This is a genomic window from Leyella stercorea, from assembly GCF_021531655.1.
The window spans coordinates 51441-67195 of record NZ_JADYUF010000010.1 but is presented as its reverse complement, the minus strand read 5'-3'; the positions used below and the strand labels follow the sequence as shown (position 1 = coordinate 67195).

Annotated in this window: 12 protein-coding genes; 2 read left to right on the top strand and 10 right to left on the bottom strand. The window is 51.4% G+C overall.

What is annotated here, in order from left to right:
* The first annotated feature begins 11 nt into the window (after nt 1-11).
* A complete protein-coding gene (gene xseA, locus I6E49_RS04545; protein WP_235400677.1) occupies nt 12-1316 on the top strand; it encodes an exodeoxyribonuclease VII large subunit in 1305 nt (434 codons plus the stop codon).
* Between the two features lie 2 nt (nt 1317-1318).
* The gene (xseB, locus tag I6E49_RS04540) at nt 1319-1510 is read left to right on the top strand and encodes an exodeoxyribonuclease VII small subunit (protein ID WP_235400679.1); all 192 of its coding nucleotides are present in this window, start codon (nt 1319-1321) and stop codon (nt 1508-1510) included.
* Nucleotides 1511-1915: 405 nt separating this feature from the next.
* Here the strand turns inward: xseB and menC are convergent, their stop codons facing one another.
* From menC to I6E49_RS04490, 10 genes are all read right to left on the bottom strand, one after another.
* Nucleotides 1916-2947 (bottom strand): o-succinylbenzoate synthase, encoded by a 1032-nt coding sequence (gene menC, locus I6E49_RS04535; protein ID WP_235400680.1) that lies wholly within the window; start codon nt 2945-2947, stop codon nt 1916-1918.
* Nucleotides 2948-2979: 32 nt separating this feature from the next.
* Nucleotides 2980-3705, bottom strand: a complete 726-nt coding sequence (locus tag I6E49_RS04530) for a ComF family protein (RefSeq protein ID WP_235400681.1) — start codon at nt 3703-3705, stop codon at nt 2980-2982.
* On the bottom strand, nt 3705-4532 hold the full coding sequence (gene menB / locus I6E49_RS04525; RefSeq protein WP_235400682.1) for a 1,4-dihydroxy-2-naphthoyl-CoA synthase: 828 nt from the start codon (nt 4530-4532) through the stop codon (nt 3705-3707). Before menB ends, I6E49_RS04530 begins: the two co-directional genes overlap by 1 nt.
* 41 nt (nt 4533-4573) lie before the next feature.
* Nucleotides 4574-6262 (bottom strand): 2-succinyl-5-enolpyruvyl-6-hydroxy-3-cyclohexene-1-carboxylic-acid synthase, encoded by a 1689-nt coding sequence (gene menD, locus I6E49_RS04520; protein WP_235400683.1) that lies wholly within the window; start codon nt 6260-6262, stop codon nt 4574-4576.
* Entirely contained in the window at nt 6249-7304 is a 1056-nt protein-coding gene (locus I6E49_RS04515) for a chorismate-binding protein (RefSeq protein WP_235400684.1), read from the bottom strand. The genes menD and I6E49_RS04515 overlap by 14 nt, the downstream gene beginning before the upstream one ends.
* A gap of 18 nt (nt 7305-7322) precedes the next feature.
* The gene (locus tag I6E49_RS04510; RefSeq protein ID WP_235392180.1) at nt 7323-7757 is read right to left on the bottom strand and encodes a PaaI family thioesterase; all 435 of its coding nucleotides are present in this window, start codon (nt 7755-7757) and stop codon (nt 7323-7325) included.
* A gap of 24 nt (nt 7758-7781) precedes the next feature.
* Nucleotides 7782-8831, bottom strand: a complete 1050-nt coding sequence (gene aroB, locus I6E49_RS04505) for a 3-dehydroquinate synthase (RefSeq protein ID WP_235400686.1) — start codon at nt 8829-8831, stop codon at nt 7782-7784.
* Nucleotides 8832-9074: 243 nt separating this feature from the next.
* A complete protein-coding gene (locus tag I6E49_RS04500) occupies nt 9075-12023 on the bottom strand; it encodes an outer membrane beta-barrel protein (RefSeq protein WP_235400687.1) in 2949 nt (982 codons plus the stop codon).
* Between the two features lie 261 nt (nt 12024-12284).
* Entirely contained in the window at nt 12285-13961 is a 1677-nt protein-coding gene (locus tag I6E49_RS04495; RefSeq protein WP_374685162.1) for an AMP-binding protein, read from the bottom strand.
* 18 nt (nt 13962-13979) lie between these two features.
* Nucleotides 13980-15641, bottom strand: a complete 1662-nt coding sequence (locus I6E49_RS04490) for an AMP-binding protein (RefSeq protein WP_235400689.1) — start codon at nt 15639-15641, stop codon at nt 13980-13982.
* Nucleotides 15642-15755: the final 114 nt, after the last annotated feature.

Sequence of the window (15755 nt, the reverse complement as noted above, 5' to 3'; positions counted from 1 at the left end):
ACAACTATCGAATGACTAAGACATTATCCCTATACGAACTCAACTCTATCGTGGCTTCGGTCATTGACATCGACATGCAGGGCGATTATTGGGTGGTGGCAGAGATTTCCGAACTGCGGGAGGTGCGTGGCCATTGCTACATGGAGCTTGTCGAGAAGGACGAACTCTCAAATACGCCCATTGCAAAAGCCTCTGCCAAGTGCTGGGCTTCACGATGGTGCATGCTCCGACCTATGTTCGAGCGCATCACCGGACAACGCCTGCATGCCGGAATGAAGGTGATGCTGAGCGTGCATGCGCAGTTTCATGCTGCCTACGGGTTCTCATGGATAGTCAGCGACATCAATCCCGAATATACAATGGGCGACCTTGCCCGTCGTCGTCAGCAGATAGTGGCGCAGCTCAAGGCCGAAGGAGTGTTCGACCTTCAGCGTGAGCTCACTCTTCCATTGTTCGCCCAGCGCATTGCAGTGGTGTCGAGCGATGGGGCTGCAGGCTATGGCGACTTCTGCCGTCAGCTACACGACAATAGCGCACATTATATATATAAGGTGGAATTGTTTGCTGCCACAATGCAGGGCGAGGCTGTTGAGCATAGCGTTATAGCCGCTCTCAATCGCATTTACAGCCGTCACGACAGTTTCGACGTTGTGGTGATAATACGTGGTGGTGGCGCTACGAGCGACCTTTCGGGTTTCGACACGCTCGCATTGGCTGAGAATGTGGCCAACTTTCCGCTTCCCGTCATAACGGGCATCGGACACGACCGCGACGAGAGCATTCTCGACATGGTGGCGCATACACGTGTCAAGACTCCTACAGCGGCTGCACAGTTGCTCGTCGACAACCTTGTTCGCACCGAATCTATGATTGATGCGGCACGCCAGAGCATCGTCGACAGCACGCAGCGACGCATGCAGCGCGAGCGTGTCAGGGTGGAGTCGCTGTCGGCTCGCATCCCCATGATGTTCTCGTTGGTGAAGACCAAGGAGGAAGCTCGTGTCGATATGTTGGCGCGACGCATTGAGACTGCCACACAGCGACGCATTGCTACGGCATTGATGCAGATAGACAGCTTGCAGGCGAAGCTTCAGTCGGCTGTCAACAGGCAACTTGTAGATGCCCGTCATCGTCTGCAACTTATAGAGCAGCGTGTTGAGGCTGTCAATCCTGAGCGACTTCTGCAGCGCGGCTACAGCATCACTACATACAACGGACGTGCCGTGCGCAATGCCACGGAACTGCCCGAAGGGGCTGTTGTGGAAACGCGTGTGGAAAAAGGAAAATTCACTTCGGTAGTAACCAAAAACAAATGATTATGGCAAGAGAAATGAAATACGAAACGGCAATGAACCAATTGCAGTCCATTGCCGATAAGATGGAGAACGGTGAGCTTGACATTGACTCGCTCTGCGAGCAACTGAAGACTGCGCAGAAACTTATAAAGCTGTGCAAGGACAAGCTCACTAAGACCGATGCCGAGATAAAGGCTGTGCTTGAGGAGAAATAATCATCGGCTCATCCGACATTTCTCACAATAATTCGTGACAAAGACCACGCAATCGTTTTGTCACGAATTACCATAAATTATTCACGAATTATGGATGTCATATATTAATGTATCACTTGATTTCATTGCGAATTCATGATAATTTGTGACAAAGACCACGCAATTGTTTTGTCACGAATTACCATAAATTATTCACGAATTAAGGATGTCATATATTAATGTATCACTTGAATTCATGGTGAATTCATGATAATTCGTGACAAAGACCATGCAATCGTTTTGTCACGAATTATTGTGAGAGATGTTAAGTGTTGAATGTTAATTGTTTGATTCGAAATTGAATAATTCACAATCGCAGGCGTAGCCGAGAACAATTCAAAACTCAAAACTCAAAATTCAAAACTCCTAAACACGCCAAAGCTTCTCGCCACGTATTGTGAGTGGCATCTCAATGTTGTCGGTGAATAGCATACCGGTGCCCAATCCTTGTGGCATACTGATGTTGGGCCCATATACGTCGGCTGCCAATTGTGCCACGGCGTTGAGTCCGACATTGCTCTCAAGCGCACTCGTTATCCACGAGCCGATGCCACGTTGGTGCGCCATGTCTATCCATTCGCGTGTGCCGCTTATTCCGCCGTGCAGCGACGGTTTAAGTATTATGTATTGCGGACGAATGGTGTCTAGCAGTTCCTTCTTCATTCCGGGCATGTTCACGCCTATAAGTTCCTCGTCGAGGGCAATGGGTATCGGCGACGAAGCACACAGTTGAGCCATACGCGCCCATTGATGCTGGCGTATGGGTTGTTCAATGGAGTGTATGTCGTAGCGAGCCAGTTGTTCGAGTCGGCTCGGAGCGTCCTCGAATGTGAATCCGCCGTTGGCGTCGACACGCAATTCTATCTGTTCCTTTGTGAAAGCCTGGCGTATGTGACGTATCAGGTCGAGCTCGCTATCGAATTCGATAGCACCGATTTTCAGCTTCACACAGTGGAATCCTGCTTCCATTTTCGATTCCAGTCGGGCAAGCATCTCGTCATGACTGCCCATCCATACCAGTCCGTTTATTGTTATACCTTCCTCGCCACGTGTGAATGGAGTGTCGAAGAGCATGCCCTTTCCGCCGTTCTGCAGGTCGGTCATGGCTGTCTCTATACCAAAAAGTATGGAAGGATAGGGGCGCAGCATGTCGTAGTTGACGTTGCCAGTCAGTTCTATCATACGGCAGATTGACTCCAGAGTCTTCTCGTATTCGGGGCGCGCGTCGCAACTGAGGTCGGGCAGAGGAGCACATTCGCCCACGCCCTTGCATCCCGGACGCTCGCTGTCCTCAATCTCTACAAACCACGACTTGCGTGTATTGTACACTCCGCGCGATGTTCCGGCAGGTTGCTTGAAGTGCAGCGTGCGCGGCGTGATGCTTATCTTGTATCTCATTGTTATTATAGTTGGTTGATGAGTGGGGCGTGTCAGTCTTCAGTTCTTCCAATAGTCATAATGCTTATCGTCACATCCTCAAGCTTCGCTATTTCCGTTGCGCATGCTGTCAGCGTCGCGCCGGTAGTGATGATGTCGTCGATGAGCAGTATGTGCATACCGCTTGGATGCTGTCCTTGTTTCAGTGCGAAGGCACCGCTTACGTTAGTTGAGCGTGATGTAGCTTTGGTCTGCGTCTGGCTTTGGGTGTAACGCACGCGCTCAACGATGTCCTCACGCACTGGTATATGAGTCAGTTCGCTTATGCCGCGTGCCACCTCACAGCTCTGGTTGTATCCACGTTCGCGTCGGCGCTTTTTGTGTAGCGGCATAGGCACAATTGCATCAATGCCGTCGAAGAATCCCGACGGCATATAGTCGGCAGCCATCATTCGTCCTATTTCCTCACCAATGTCTTCGCGTCCGCCATACTTCAGTCGGTAGATGAGGGTTGCGAAGGGTGTGTGAGGATGATATTTCACGAACGATGCACACCGCTCCACCGGCACAAGTCCCCACAACCGCCGTGCAGTGTGGTTGTCGTAGGGCGACGAGGCGTCGTCGGTGCGTGGCAGCAGAGCGTTGCATGTGGTGCAGATGAGCCTCTCGTTGATGCCAAGTCGGGTGCCGCACATCTCGCAAGCACGTGGTGCTATCAGGTCGATGAGGCTGCGCCATAGCGTGAGCAGCCGCTTCGTTATAGCTGTCTTGCTTTTCATTAAGGCAGTTTGGGATACTTGCTGAAGTCGGGCTTGCGCTTTTCGAGGAATGCCTTGCCTCCTTCTTGAGCCTCGTCGAGCATATAGTAGAGCATGGTAGCGTCGCCTGCCAGCTCCTGTATGCCCGCCTGACCGTCGAGTTCGGCGTTGAGTCCTGCCTTAATCATGCGCAGTGCCAACGGCGAACGTTCCATCATGATCTGTGCCCATTCTACGCAAGTGTCCTCAAGCTGGTCGAACGGCACCACCTTGTTGACCATTCCCATACGCTCGGCTTCAATGGCTGAGTACTGACGGCACAAGAACCATATCTCGCGAGCCTTCTTCTGACCCACGATACGAGCCAGATAGCTGGCACCAAAACCAGCGTCGAACGAACCAACCTTAGGTCCTGTCTGTCCGAAGATGGCGTTGTCGCTGGCAATAGTGAGGTCGCACATGAGGTGAAGCACGTGTCCGCCACCGATGGCGTATCCGTTTACCATTGCTATTACGGGCTTTGGCAGTGATCGTATCTGCTTCTGCACATCGAGAACGTTGAGGCGTGGCACACCGTCATCGCCTACATATCCGCCACGACCCTTAACGTGCATGTCGCCACCCGAGCAGAATGCCTTGTCGCCGGCACCCGTAAGGATGACCACACTGATGTGCTGAGCCTCGCGACACCATGCAAATGCCTGCGACATCTCCCACGTTGTGCGAGGTGTGAAGGCGTTGCGATAGCGCGGACGGTTAATTGTTATCTTGGCGATACCGTTGTATTCGTCAAACAATATTTCTTTGAAGTCGAAGCCTTCGATCTTCTTCCATTCTCTATTTTCCATTGTTCTTATTTGGGTTTATTGAATATTTACATTACAATCCTTTACAGCTTGAAGTATTTTTCAAGCGCCTTTACGTCGTCGTTGCTGTCGGTGAACACTTCGAGCAGCATCGGTCGTTCGCTCTCGCGTGTAAGCAATGTCACGATGCCAATCTGCATTTCGTCCATGTTTTTTGCCGACATGTAGCCTATATCGTTTTGGGTGCAGATGCCTTGAGCCGTGTTTTCGTGACTCGCCATGACCAGATCGTCGGCAGCCGGACTGTCGCTGAGTCCTGGCAGTTGTCTGAATATGCCGCCACCGCGATTGTTGAGCAGTATGATACGAAGATTGCCGCGCAGGTTGGAGTTCCAAAGGGCGTTCTGGTCGTAGAAGAAGCTCAGGTCGCCTATCACACAAACAGTCATGTCGTGCGTTGCGAGCGAGAATCCGGCAGCCGTCGACAGCGAACCTTCAATGCCGTTGACGCCACGGTTGCACCATACATAATGCTGTGCGTAGATGCACGCCAAGCGTACGGCTGAGCTGTTGGCGTAGTGAACGCATATATCTATGTCGAGGTCGGCAAGCTGCTCTTCAAAGTATTTTACAGTTGCCATCTGCGAGTATTCGGGTGCGTAGGCATCGGCATGGGCTGCACATGCGTCGAGGAACGACTGCCAGCGGTCGTGGAATCGGCATCGTTCGTCGGTGTCGGGAGTCTCGCACAGACTTGCAAGCAATGCGTTAATACTGTCGGTGTCGCATTCTACGATGTCGGTCAGCGTCATAAGCGGGTCGTGAATGTCTGCCGCATCGGGTGTGATGAGGCACGACGGAGCCTTTGCATTGCGCAGAAAGCGGCGTGCGGGTTTGCTTACGAGCGTGTCGCCTACGTAGATGACGTAGTCTGGATAGTATGCCGTCTTGTCGTCTTCGTCGTCGTTGATGCTACTGTTGTCGCTGACTATATATCTGATGGCTTCGTCGAAGTGAATTGTCATGTACGAAGGGTTTGACAGCGGTTCGCTCATTACCACATACCTCTCGCTCAGCGAGCGTATTGTTTCGTGCGAGATGGTGCCGTGAGCCAGTTGTCCAATCACAATCATGGGGCGCTTTGCCTCATGGAAAGCGTCGGGCATATCCATCGAAGCGTCCTTGATTACAGCACGCTTGATGTTGTTGAAGCGGCTGAGTTGGGGCAGTTGCTCGGTGCTGAATTCAAACAGCGGTTCGCTGATGGGCACGTTGATGTGTACGGGTGCATCCTGTCGGCACGTAGCAAGGTGCATGGCTTCGTTGACAAGTCGACGGCACAGCCATCGTTCTTCGTCGTTATGAGGTTCGGGCAGTTGCACAGCCTTGCGCACAAAGCGCCCGAGAGCGTCTGATTGTGGAATGGTCTGACCGTCGAGCTGGTCAATCCATTGCTGCGGACGGTCGGCAGAAATGACTACAAGCGGAACATGCTGATAGGCTGCTTCAGCCACAGCCGGCATCACGTTGAGCAATGCTGAGCCTGACGTTACGCACACTACGGTAGGGCGTCGGGTGGCTATAGCCAGTCCGAGAGCGTAGAAAGCCGCCGAACGTTCGTCGGTAACGGGTCGGCAGCGTATTGCCTCACACACGCTGAGGTTGTGCACGATGGGTGCGTTGCGGCTGCCTGGGCACACCACAGCGTCGCTGACACCATATTCAAGGAGCAGCGAAGTGAGTATGTTGACGTTTTCCTTATTGCTGTACATAGTCGAATAGTTTTCTTATAGTATTCATCTTGGCTTCAGTCTCGTTCCATTCGTCCTGCTCGGTGCTGTCTGCCAGCAGTCCGCCTCCGGCAAAGAGCCGGTACACGGCAGAGTCTTCCGCCTCGCTCTCGATGTGCATACATCTGAGCGTTACGAACAGGTGGGTGTCGCCATTCGGATTGAATGGTCCGGCAAAACCGCTGTAGTAGCCACGCGGTTGCGACTCGTTGTCGATGATGAAGCGTCGTGTCGCGTCCTTCGGAATGCCGCATACGGCAGGTGTAGGATGCAGAGCGTCCACCACATTGCCTATGAGCGCAGTGTCGTTCATGCTGAAACGTATGTCGGAGCGCAGGTGTTGCAGGTCGGCAGCATACGTAGTGTATGGTCCTTCGACGTTGATGTCGTCCGAGAATTGCCTTACACATTCGGTGATATACGTTTCTACATATTTCTGTTCACGCTTGTTCTTGTCGCTCCATTCGCCCGTTCCAGGTCGCATAGTGCCCGCCAGAGCCATGGTGTGCATCTGTCCGCAATGTCCGCCAATCAGAGTCTCGGGCGTAGCGACAAGCCATGTGCCGCTGCGCTTGGTTGAATAGAGTGCTATGAACATGCGCGGATAGAGCTGGCAGGCTCGTGCGAACAGTGTCAGTGCGCTTATGCGTGCTGTAGCTGTGAGACGGGTGCTGCGTGCCAATACGATTTTGGCGAAGCGTCCTGCCATCAGTTCGGCGTGAAAGCGGTTGAAGTCGGCGTTGTATTGCGTGCGTTCGGCAGTGCTGTCGCAGCTGTTCAGCGTGGTCGACATTTGTGTGTTGCCAGTGGCTGAGACAAGAGTGTGCAGCTGCGATGGCTCAATCGTTTCCCATTGGGTTGGTACAAGCAGTATGGGCATGTCGGTCGACGGAGCGAAAGGTGCAATGACAAATCCGCTTCGTCCGTTCAGTTCGGCTGCCGTTGACAATTCTTCAGGCTCGTCGTTCAGTTTGTTGTGAACGACGAGTGTGGTGTTGGGCAGTCGGAAATATACAAAACTCATATTGTCTTATTGTGGGTGCTATTCTTTTTGGGGCTTGCCCACATCCTTGCCTTTCATTACAAAGTTGGTGATCTCTACCGACGATATGAGTTCGCCGGCTCCGTTACATATTTCGATGTGCCACTGGTGCAGGGTTTTCCCCTTGTGCAGTATGCGTGCTGTGGCTGTGACGGTGTCGCCTTCGCGCACCGCCTTGACGTGGCTTCCGCTGACGTTGATGCCCACGCAGATGTTGTTGGGGCACAAAGTCATTGAGCCTACACCTGCCAGATTCTCTGCTAGCGCCAGTGTGGCGCCACCGCTGAGAAATCCGAATACCTGACGGTTGCGGCTGTCAACCTTCATTCGTGCCTGACAGGTGTCGGGGTCGGGTGTCGACAGAAACTCCATGCCGAGCGTGTTCGACAGTCCGTCTTGTTTCAGTCGTATCTCTTTAATTCTTTCTATGTCCATATCTTGTTTTTTATAATTGATGCTCTATCCTTCGCGGAAGAAGTCGAGAGCCTCCTTTATTTCTTCTTCGTTAGCAGTCTGGTTGATGCGTATGTCGCCGACATTGCCCAGAAGTGTGAAGTTGATGATGCCCGACGTGTTCTTCTTGTCGTGGCGCATCAGTTCGATGAGTGTCGGGTAGTCGTCGCATGTGATGTTGAATGTGCCGTAGTTTTCGCGTATGAAGCGTACGGTCTGGTGCATGCGGTCGGTGGGGAAAGCCGTCTTGCGTGCGCTCATATACAGTTCGCTGATGAGTCCGTACGCCACTGCGTATCCGTGCAGTATCGGTGTGCCGCGTCGCATGGCAAACGATTCGAAGGCATGTCCCATAGTATGGCCCAGGTTCAGTGCCTTGCGTATGCCGTGCTCGTGTGGGTCGGCTTCGACGATGCGCTCTTTCACCTTGATGGATTCTGCCACCATGTGTTGCAGCTGGCTGAGGTCGGGTGTGTCAAGATCGAATGTCACCAGTTCTGCCCATGTGTGTTCGTCGGAGATGAGTCCGTGCTTGAGCATCTCGGCATAGCCCGAGCAGATGTTGTCGTGGTCGAGTGTGTCAAGGAATTGTGTGTTGATGATGACGAAGCGGCTGTCGGAGAACACGCCGATTTCGTTCTTCAGTCCGCCGAAGTTGATGCCTGTCTTGCCTCCCACTGAAGCGTCGACCATTGCCAGGAGCGTTGTGGGTATGTTGATGAAGTCGATGCCTCGCTTGAATGTGCTTGCCGCAAAGCCTCCGAGGTCGGTCACCATTCCGCCGCCGAGATTTATCATCAGCGAGTGGCGTGTGGCTCCGCCGTTGCTCAGCGCCTGCCACACCTGCGAGAGTGTGTCGAGGTTTTTGTGAGTGTCGGTGGCTTTGATGATTATTGGGGTGCTGTTTTTGAGTGCTTTGAAGTTCTTGATTTTGGGCCAGCACAATTGTTGTGTTGTTTCGTCGGTGAGTACGAAAATGCGGTCGTGCTCACATTCTGATATGGCGTTTACAAGGTCGCGCTCGAGGTTTCCCGAAATTACTACTTTCTGTTTCATAAGGCTCAACGTGTTTATTCTTATGCTGTTTATTCACCTACAAATTTAACTAAAAATCCGCAAATTGCACTCATATCATCATCAAATATAATGGGGTATAAAAAAAAGTAGCCCTTTTGACTTGCAAAAGGACTACTTTTACTATCCAAAAGGACTCCTTTTGCCTGTCAAAAGGGCTCCTTTTGCAACTCAAAAGGACTCCTTTTCGAGAGGGTTGGAATCTCTTGGTGAAATTGGTTGTTATTACATCATCGGTCTGCCCATGCGCATCATCGGCATGCGTCCGCCACCCATTGGTGGGCGTCCATATCCTGGTCGGCGGTTGCTTGGTCCGTATTGTCCGCCGCGTCGTGCTTGCTTGCCTCCGAAGAGATTGAGTCGGTAGATGACGTGCAGCATTGCGTAGCTGTTGATGGAGTTGTACTCTACGTCGCTGCGGCTTGTTGCCGACACAGTACGCGAGAAGTTGCTCTGATTCTTGAGTATGTCGTAGAACTGGAGTGATATTGTCAATGCACGTCCGCGCATAAAACCTTGCGACAGCTGTGCGTTCCAAATCAGCTCGTTGGTGTTCATCGACTTGTCGGAATAGCCTCGGCGTGAGTTCTGGTGTATGTCGGTCGATAGGCTTGTACCCCACGGTGCGGTGAGGTTGATGGTTCCGCCGTAGGCAAACTGCCATGTGTCGAGATTGCTCTGCGGCTGCAGGTTGTTGCGGGCGTGCATATAGTCCATCGAGCCGTCAAGCTCTACCTCAAGCCATGAGTTGCGGAAGCTCATAGCGAGGCGTTCGCTTACGCTTGTCGACTTTGTCACGTTGCGCTGCGAGTCGGCGTTGCGGTTGAGCGACAGATAGCCCACACGGTTCTGGTAGTCGACGTTGGTGAATGTGTTGATGTTCCAGTAGCCCGTGGTGTCGATGGCCATATTGAATATGAACATGCCCGAAGCGTTCCAGTTGCCGTTGATGTTCTCTGGTCGGCTTATGCGTCCGCCGGTCTTCTCGTCGTACGTCACCTTGTAGCCGATGGAGTTGCGCGTGTTGGAGTAGTTGACGCTTGTCATTATCGACATCTGGTGTTTCTCGATGTAGTTGTTGTATTCGGCGCGCAGATTGTTGGTGAACGATGGCTTCAATCCGGGATTACCCTTGCTGATGTTGAGCGGATCGCTGTCGTCGGTGATGTCGAGCAGGTCGGTCATTGAGGGTTGCGACGTTGAGCCTCGATAGTTGATGCGCAGCTGGCTCACCTTCGAGAAGCGGTAGCGTAAGTCGAGTGTCGGCGTGATGTTGGTCACGGTGCGCACGGTGTCGACGTATTTGCCCTGATAGTCCTGTATGAACTTGGATGTCTGCGGCTGTACTTTCACACCGAAGTTGAGCTGATACTTCTGTCGGAGCATGCGGAACATCAGGTCGATGTCGTGCGTATAGTTCTTATATTCAGAGTAGCGGCTCAGCGACTTGTCCTCATATTCGGTGTAGGGCTTGTCGAGCAGACTGAGATAGCTGTCCCATTGGCGGTATTGCGGAGTGAGAGTGCCGAAGAAGTCTTCGCCCAGATTGGAGAAATTGTATGTGGCACGGTCGCTCTTGCTGTACGAATACTTGAACTGATAGCTCATCTGCAGGAACGTAGCCTTCCACAACGGCTCGCTGTATGTAGTCTGTACGCTGTAGCTGTACGTCTTGGTCGGCGTCACGTTGTAGCGGTTTGTCTGGTAGGTAGAGTCGGCGAGAGGATTGTCCTTCATCTTTATCTGATACAGATGGACGTTGTTGGTGGATAACGATTTGCTGTCGCCGTCCTTATAGTTGAAGTCGCCGCGCAGTGTGACGTTGCGTCCGCGGTTGCCAAGCTTGCGGTTTAATTGCAGCATTCCGCCAAACTGTTTGCTGTCGCTGTAGCTTATCGAGTTTGACTTCGAGGTGTTCACCATCTTGTCGGCTTCTGCCATTGTGCTGATGCCTTTGTCCGACAGCGGGTCGTCGGTGTACGAGTAGGGGTCGTCGTTGAACTGTGCAGAGGTGGAAGCCGAGCGTCCGTCGCTTGACGACAGGCTCATCGACGGGCGGAACATGATGTTGGTCATCGTGTCGGGTTTCCACTCGAATCGCATCTGGGCATTCCATGAGTTGCTGCGTGTGAACTGTTTGTTGAGCGAATTGGCAAACGATTTCGACGAACTCACGAAGTTCTCGGATGACGACTTCGACTGTGTGTTGCCGTTACTATGATTCCATCTCACCGAACCGTCCCACGAAAATGTCTTGCCATTGTCGTAGTTGAAGTTGGTGCCCACCATCTTTGATGTGTTCAGACCGTTGCGTCCGCCTCCGAACGAGCCGCGTCCGAATCCCATGTCGTTGGTATTGTTGAGCGAGCCGAATCCCATTACGCGTATCTTCGAGTTGAAGTAGGCACCCATAAGGCGTTCGGCAAATCGGTCGTGTGTTCCGTATGCAAGGTCGGCGTTGGAGAACATACCCTTGTTCATGCCCGGTTTCAGTCCGAAGTCGAGCACGGTCTGCTCGTTTCCGTCGTCAATGCCGGTGACACGTGAGAGGTCGCTCTTCTCATCGTAAGCCTTGATACGGTTTACGATGTTGGTAGGCAGGTTCTTCATGGCAGTCTTGGTGTCGCCCACCATGAATTCCTTTCCGTCCACCTTAATCTTCTTCACCTCCTTGCCGTTGATGGTAATCTTGCCGTCGTCGCCCACTTGCGCACCCGGCAGACGCTTCACCAGTTCCTCAATGGTAGAACCTTCTGGAGTGCGGAAAGCAGTAGCATTGTATATGAAGGTGTCCTTCTTGAGCGTCACCTTGGCAGCATTGGCTGTCACGGTGGTTCCCTTCAGGGCTATAGCCGACGATGCGAATACGATGTTTCCAACGTTCACGTTGTTGTCGTTGCTTACATTCACGTTGCGGTAGAGGGTCTTGTATCCCACGTTGGAGAACTTCAGTATGTACTTTCCGTTGTTTGGAGCGGTGATGCTGAATGCTCCATTGGCATCGGTCACGCTGCCTTTGACATACGAACTGTCCTGACGCAGCAGTTGTACGGCTGCCTGCTCCATACGCTCGTGAGTGTCTTTGTCGGTCAGCGTACCCGTGATTTTGCGGTCTTGGGCTGCCGCTCCCAATGCGCAGAGCATAAGTAGGAGCAAGAAGACGATCTTTTTCATTCTGTTGTTATTTTCTTGTTTGTGTATTTGTTATTTTCTTATTTATGTATTCTTTGTTTTCTTGTCAATAAAAAGGCAAATGCCAATTTACGTTTTTTATGACGTTTGTATGGCTTTGTGGTTTAATTATATAGAAACAAAAAAATGTAGAAAGTAAAAACGGAAGAAACAAAAAACAGCAAAAACAACATTGTTATACATAAATGATGATGCATATCAATGTTGTTTTTGCTGTTATATCCTTGTTTGTAGGAGTTTGCTTTATTTGTAGAGATATCGCTTGATACTCTTCTTAGGTGTCTTCTCAAACTCTTCCTTCACAATCTCTATTGCCGACAGACGGCAGTAGGGTGGTTGTACGGCGTTGAGTTCCTGACGGTTCTGCTCCATTATCTTCTCAAGATCGGCATCGTTGAGGCGCATAGTGTCGGCTTCGTCGAAGTCGGGATATACAAGACCGACGAGTTTCTCGCCGCGCTGCACTACAACCGACTCGTTCACCATAGCCAATGAGTTGAGTTTGTCCTCGATTTCCTCCGGATATATGTTCTGACCCGAAGCTCCGAGCAGCATATTCTTCGAACGTCCCTTGATGAATACGTTGCCGTCAGCGTCCATAAGTCCGAGGTCGCCGGTGTGATACCATCCCTCTGCATCGAGAGTTGAGGCTGTTGCTTCCTCGTTTTTGTAGTAGCCCAGCATGACGTTGAGTCCGCGTGCCAGGATTTCTCCGGGTACATTGGCTGGATCAGGACTGTCAATCTTCACCTCCATGTGTACTACTGGCTTGCCGCATGAACCTTGTACAAAGTCGTTGTGGTCGGCATAGCAGATTATAGGGGCACACTCAGTAGCGCCGTAGCCTACGGTGTAGGGGAATCCGATGCGCTTGAGGAACTGCTCTACTTCCTGATTGAAGGCTGCACCGCCTACAATGATTTCGTAGAAGTTGCCACCGAATGCCTTGACAACCTGCTCCTTTATCTTCTCGTTCACCTTCTTGCTCACGATAGGCATGTTCAGCAGGATGCGCATGCGGTTGTTCTGTATCTTGGGGAATACCTTCTTGCGGATGATCTTCTCGATAATGAGAGGCACAGCGATGATGATAGCAGGCTTCACCTCGGCAAATGCGGCTGCGATGATGGCTGGCGACGGTATGCGTGTGAGGTAGAACACGTGGCATCCGAACAAGAATTCAAATAAGAACTCAAATGCCATGCCGTACATGTGTGCCATAGGCAGGATGCTGATGATGTTGTCCCCCTTCTTGATAATCTTGCCCAAAACCGAGATAGCGAAGTCGTAGTTGCTCCACAAAGCACGATATGGAATCATAACGCCCTTCGAGAAGCCGGTGGTTCCACTGGTGTAGTTGATGAGAGCCAGCTCGTCAGGACTCTGCTCCTTGTAGTAGTGTACGTGTTCCTTGCGGAAATACTTAGGATATTTCTTTCCGAACATCTCGTTGAGGTGTTCGCGTGCATAGGTGAGTTTGTCGGTGCGCGACACTACGAGCGAGTAGTCGGGTATGTAGATGATGCCTTCGAGGTCGGGCATCTTTGTCTGGTCGATGATTGTAGCCACATAGTCGCCTACGAAGAGCAGCTTGGCTTCGCTGTGATTGACGATGTTGTGAATCTGGTCAGCAGTAAATTCGTGCAATATAGGTACTGCAACGGCTCCGTAGGTGAGTGTAGCAAGGAATGCAACAGCCCAGTTTGAACTGTTACGTCCGCATAAAGCGATCTTGTCGCCTTTAACTACACCACTGCTTTCGAACATGATGTGCAGTTTCTCTATTTTGCGTGCCACGTCGTGATATTGCAGAGTGGCCCCCTTAAAGTCGGTCAGGGCATCCTTGTCCCAATTGGTAATGATGCTCTGTTCGATAAGAGCGTTAAAACTCGGTATTTCCATTTTTTGTTTGTTTATCATTGTGAGGTGTTTTAGGATTTATTTGTAGAGGTATCGCTTGATGCTCTTTTTGGCAGTTTTCTGGAATTCCTCTTTCTGTATTTCTATTGCCGCTATCTTGCAGAAAGGCGGCAGCTGGTTGTTGAGGGTCTTAAGGTTTTCGTCCATTATTCCCTTTATGTCGTCGTCGTCGAAATCCATTGCTTCCTTGTCTTCCAATTCCGGATGTACGAGAGCAACGAGTTTGGTGTCGCGCTGTATTATTATGCTTTCGCCGACGAGCGGCATATTATTGAGCTTGTCCTCGATTTCCTCCGGATAGACGTTCTGTCCGTTGGCTCCGAGGAGCATGTTCTTGATACGTCCTTTGATATATATGTGTCCGCTTGGTTCCATTGTGGCGAGATCTCCGGTGTGAAACCATCCGTCTTTGTCAATAACTGCGTTTGTGGCTTCCTCGTTTTTGTAGTAGCCGAGCATCACGTTCATGCCCTTGGCGATGAGTTCGCCAGGCACGTTGGCTGGATCCGGGCTTACAACCTTCGCCTCCATGTGGTCAACAACTGGTCCGCACGACGCTATTTTGTATTTGTCGTAGTTGGCAAAGGTGATGAGCGGTGCGGTCTCGGTGGTGCCGTAGCCGATGGTGACGGGCACTCCCACGCTGTTGAGGAATTCCTCGATGCCCTGATTGAGCGGTGCTCCACCTACGATTATTTCGAATGCGTTGCCTCCGAAGGCCTCCATTATGCGGTCGCGGATGTGCTGCTTTATCTTTTTATTGATAACGGGCATGTTCAAGAGTAGCTTCATGCGGTTGGTCTGCACCTCTGCCAGCACCTTGCGACGTATGATTTTCTCTATTACGAGTGGCACAGCCACGATGAGTCGGGGCTTCACCTCGGCAAATGCTTCGGCTATAAGCGACGGCGACGGCATTCGGTTGAGGAAGTACAGGTGGCATCCGTTGATGAATCCGAAGAGGAATTCTACTGCCAGTCCGTACATGTGTGCCATTGGCAGAATGCTTACGAGATTAGAACCGGGCTTTACGTTGGGTGCAAGACACTTCAACACGTAGTCGATATTGCCCCACAGTGCGCGGTAAGGCAGCATTACGCCCTTTGAGAATCCCGTAGTGCCGCTGGTGTAGTTGATCATAGCCAGTTCTTCGGGGCTTTGCTCCTTATAGTAACTGATGTGTTCCTTGCGGAAGTATTTCGGATATCGCTTGCCGAATATCTCGTTCAGGTGTTCGCGTGCAAACGTAAGTTGCTCGCTGCGTGATATGACGATGGAGAAGTCGGGCAGGTATACGATGCCTTCGAGAGCCGGCATCATGTCTGGGTTGACTTGTGTGCACACCACGTCGCCTACAAACAGGAGTTTCGACTCGCTGTGATTGACTATGTTGTGTATCTGTTCGGGTGTGAACTCGTTTTGCACCGGTACGGCAATAGCGCCGTATGTCAGTGTGGCGAGGAATGCCACAGCCCAGTGGCTGCTGTTGCGTCCGCACAGGGCTATCTTGTCGCCGCGCTTCACACCGCTGTTTTCGAACATGATGTGGAGTTTTTCGATTTTCCGTGCTACATCGTGGAATTGCAGTGTTGCGCCTTTGTAGTCGGTGAATGCGTCCTTATCCCAAAACTTTATTACGCTGTCCTCTATATATTGGTTAAAACTTGGTATTTGCTCCATTGCACAATCTTCAAAATTTTGTGCAAAGGTACGTCATTATTTGCACATTCCCAAAACTTTTGTGCTGTAATTGGTGTTTGATAGTAATAATTGTATTCAAAAACGCCTCCTTAC

Bases quoted from the DNA above. Each gene is read 5' to 3' on its own strand.
- I6E49_RS04495 (WP_374685162.1), bottom strand. From the start codon at position 13,961: ATGATAAACAAACAAAAAATGGAAATACCGAGTTTTAACGCTCTTATC.
- I6E49_RS04500 (WP_235400687.1), bottom strand. From the start codon at position 12,023: ATGAAAAAGATCGTCTTCTTGCTCCTACTTATGCTCTGCGCATTGGGA.
- I6E49_RS04490 (WP_235400689.1), bottom strand. From the start codon at position 15,641: ATGGAGCAAATACCAAGTTTTAACCAATATATAGAGGACAGCGTAATA.
- menB (WP_235400682.1), bottom strand. From the start codon at position 4,532: ATGGAAAATAGAGAATGGAAGAAGATCGAAGGCTTCGACTTCAAAGAA.
- aroB (WP_235400686.1), bottom strand. From the start codon at position 8,831: ATGAAACAGAAAGTAGTAATTTCGGGAAACCTCGAGCGCGACCTTGTA.
- menC (WP_235400680.1), bottom strand. From the start codon at position 2,947: ATGAGATACAAGATAAGCATCACGCCGCGCACGCTGCACTTCAAGCAA.
- I6E49_RS04530 (WP_235400681.1), bottom strand. From the start codon at position 3,705: ATGAAAAGCAAGACAGCTATAACGAAGCGGCTGCTCACGCTATGGCGC.
- xseB (WP_235400679.1), top strand. From the start codon at position 1,319: ATGGCAAGAGAAATGAAATACGAAACGGCAATGAACCAATTGCAGTCC.
- I6E49_RS04515 (WP_235400684.1), bottom strand. From the start codon at position 7,304: ATGAGTTTTGTATATTTCCGACTGCCCAACACCACACTCGTCGTTCAC.
- menD (WP_235400683.1), bottom strand. From the start codon at position 6,262: ATGTACAGCAATAAGGAAAACGTCAACATACTCACTTCGCTGCTCCTT.
- I6E49_RS04510 (WP_235392180.1), bottom strand. From the start codon at position 7,757: ATGGACATAGAAAGAATTAAAGAGATACGACTGAAACAAGACGGACTG.
- xseA (WP_235400677.1), top strand. From the start codon at position 12: ATGACTAAGACATTATCCCTATACGAACTCAACTCTATCGTGGCTTCG.